The organism is Shewanella sp. SM32 (genome assembly GCF_025654235.1).
GTDB lineage: Bacteria > Pseudomonadota > Gammaproteobacteria > Enterobacterales > Shewanellaceae > Shewanella > Shewanella oncorhynchi.
On sequence record NZ_JAKKRO010000123.1, the window covers coordinates 1 to 2,978 of the forward strand.

Below are 2,978 nucleotides of genomic sequence, written 5' to 3' on the forward strand. Positions count from 1 at the left end.
TCAATTTGAGCAAGAAAGGGAAGTAAGTCCTTGCGTCTAAGCATTTTCTTTTTGATTAACTTACCCGCTTTATCGACGCCAACAGCATGAAAAACAGACTTTGCGATATCTAAACCGATTGTAGTAATCTTCATAGGTGGACCCGTCCTCTTTCTGATGAGTTTTAGCGACTACATCGTGGCCCATTGCGAGGCCGATTAAAAGTGGATGGGTCCATTCCATTATCCATGGCGAGACTCACGCAATTTGCCTATTCGCCCTGCGGCAACTCCGAGGGGATGGGCGTATTCAATGAGCTTTGGTGTGATGTAAGATATAAAGTTTTTACTATTTAATAACAATGACTTAATTGCGGCAATAATACTGAAATTATTTTTGTCAGAGTGAATAGTAATCTGACTCAATTGATCAGGATATTGGGAGATAAATATGGCAGGACGTCAAAGTCAGCGGAAATTCTTTAATTTCTTACAACATGCTGAGCACTCTGGGAAAAGTTTCTCTAGGGAAGAGTTAATCGTAGCCTCTGGTTGGAAGGTCAGTACATTTGAAACCTATTACAACAAAGGCCAGATTACACAGTTTGTCACAGAGACCGGTGATGGCATTTTCCGCGCAATAAATACGCTGGATTTAACTTTTGTCGAGTTCCAAAAGCGATTATCCCAAAGTAAGCACTTTCAGGAGCTTGGTCATAAATGTAAATCGCAACTTTCCAAAGCGTTACTTAAAAAATCTCGCGATAACATGATGTTGGCGTTAGAGCTTTATAATCGTCCATCATTAGAGAATAAGTTAGACGGCTTTGTTTTGCTATTCTGTACTGCGTGGGAGCAACTTTCTAAAGCACGCTTAATTGAACGTGACGGTGAAGATAGTATTTTCGAGCCAGCAAATAAGAAAGGTATACGCCAGACTATTTCATTGAGGGCATGTTTGGCGCGTTTGTATGCTGATAAAGATTTAGTTCGAAAGAACATTGAAATGGTAGCTGATTGGCGTGATCAAGCTGTACATCTCTTAATGCCAGAACTACAAGCTATTGCCTCTAGAATATTTCAATCAGGTGTACTTAACTTTTCATCTGAATTTGAGGCATTTTCACAAGTGGCTTTTATATCGGTTCAACATACTGGAATGATGACTATAGTTGGTGATTTTAAACTCCCTGCAATGTCTTTATTAAAAACACAGTATGGTGCTGCAGCATATGAAATTCTTGAATTAGCAACCAGCATTCAGTATGAAGTTGAAAAAGCTGATGATATGAACTTTGCAATACCATTGAAGGTTCATTTGGTCTTTGCACAAGGTGAAGGGGATGCACAAGTGGTATTGACCAAGGCCTCGGGTACTGCAAGTGATCTTAATGAATTACGTCAAAAGCTAAAGGTTATAGAAAAGACGATAGATTTAGATAAGTCGCATCCGTATTCGCAGACAAAACTACAACAATTGGTAAATACCAAATTAGAAACCGATCGTGACCAGTTGAAGTTAGAGAAATGTATCCCAGGAAGAAATAAATTTACCGGAAGACCAGAGCTTAACAACCATTGTATTCAAGCGTGTATACAGAGACTTGCTTGGCAGCAATCTAACAATGAATATCATTACCATGCCAAGCTTGCAAACCGGCATCAATACTCTGAATCTGCTGTAACTGAACTAGTTAAGCGCATTACTCAGGAAGATGATTTCGTTGCTAAAGCTAAAAAAATGCTAAGTAAAAAGAAATAACCTAGTAAGGTTTCTGCTAAGAAAAATAAAGACCCCATTATTAAAAATAATGAGAAGAAATTATACAGGCATAGTTTTCGGGTGAAGGGACACTTTATCGAAAGCGTTAGCTATTTTCAAATAAGCACGAAGCCACCAACTAATGCTGGTAACTTCACTAAGGACGCCGAGGGATTTCCAAAAGAGGAACAGGCGTTTTTAACCTTTTGGTCGTGTGTGGGGGAGGGAGTCTCATGACCTTGATTTAAGAATGACTACGAAGTTTGTAACTACTGGTAGATGAGTATTTTTAAGTTTTACTCTGACACCATTTGTGATTACTTATTAAGCAGGGTGTGTGGAATGAATAGATTACTATTTACGGTTATAAGAGGGATTTTTTTTCCGATTTTTCTGTTATTCGTTACAGCATGTGGTTCTAATGCAATTTCTTATCAGCCTACACTAATGAGTTACAGTGAGGCGTTGAATGTTGTTGAGGAATTAACTATGACGCAACACTCAGAATGGAAACCTGATGAATTTGGAATAACGGATAAATATGTTTTTTGGAATTACGGCTTTGTTACTAACTCATCGAGTTCTGCTGCAATAATTGCTGACACAGCAATAGTTGGGAAAAGTCAGGCTGAAACGAAATTAAACAATGAGCGTATTTACTTTAGAACAATTAAAGGTGTGAAGTTACTTGATTGGCAGCGCAAGTTTAAGCAGTGGTATGTAGTCTCATTAGTTGATACTGAAGATCGTATCACAAAGCACGCCTTGAGAACTCGAAGTCTTGATGATGCGAAGAGGTTTATGGATGCAATGGAGTCGATAATTAGGGAAAGAAAAGACTCGCAGTAGTAGCTTGACAATGATGATTATTTTTAACGATTTCTTGCTCTGGTGTGGAATGGGATTCCACGACTTTGATATTTTATAAGAGTTTTTATGAAAAAAATTAGTTTTTTTGGTATGAGCATAGTGCTTGCTTTGACACTTGTTACTGAAGAATCCCCTGATGATTTACAAATAAATCATCAAATTAGGGTGGAAGCGCATCTTGTTGCATGATCAAATGGTTTCGCTAAAAACTACACTTGGACAACAAGATGCGCGAAGCCAATATCCTACAACATTCTTTACACCAATACTGCCCAGAACTTCACCTAAAACGATTAAACAGCTTGATGCTGGCCTCTAAGGCACTGATTGAATGTAAGACACTGACCTTGACTGAGTTAGGTCGAAAT

At 38.4% G+C, this 2,978-nt stretch carries 3 protein-coding genes and 2 pseudogenes; 4 read left to right on the forward strand and 1 reads right to left on the reverse strand.

Features of this window, described 5'->3' with window-relative positions:
* Positions 1-134: pseudogene (locus tag L5M10_RS23440) on the reverse strand (IS110 family transposase); the annotation flags it as partial.
* A 295-nt stretch (positions 135-429) separates the two neighbouring features.
* Here L5M10_RS23440 and L5M10_RS23445 point away from each other — a divergent pair.
* From L5M10_RS23445 to L5M10_RS23460, 4 genes and pseudogenes are all read left to right on the forward strand, one after another.
* On the forward strand, positions 430-1,740 hold the full coding sequence (locus tag L5M10_RS23445; RefSeq protein WP_212599396.1) for a DUF3644 domain-containing protein: 1,311 nt from the start codon (positions 430-432) through the stop codon (positions 1,738-1,740).
* 342 nt (positions 1,741-2,082) lie between these two features.
* Complete coding sequence (locus tag L5M10_RS23450) at positions 2,083-2,589, forward strand: hypothetical protein (RefSeq protein ID WP_263171608.1); 507 nt, start codon at positions 2,083-2,085, stop codon at positions 2,587-2,589.
* An 87-nt stretch (positions 2,590-2,676) separates the two neighbouring features.
* Positions 2,677-2,799, forward strand: a complete 123-nt coding sequence (locus L5M10_RS23455; protein ID WP_263256053.1) for a hypothetical protein — start codon at positions 2,677-2,679, stop codon at positions 2,797-2,799.
* A gap of 38 nt (positions 2,800-2,837) precedes the next feature.
* Positions 2,838-2,978 (forward strand): annotated as a pseudogene (locus L5M10_RS23460) (IS4 family transposase); the annotation flags it as partial.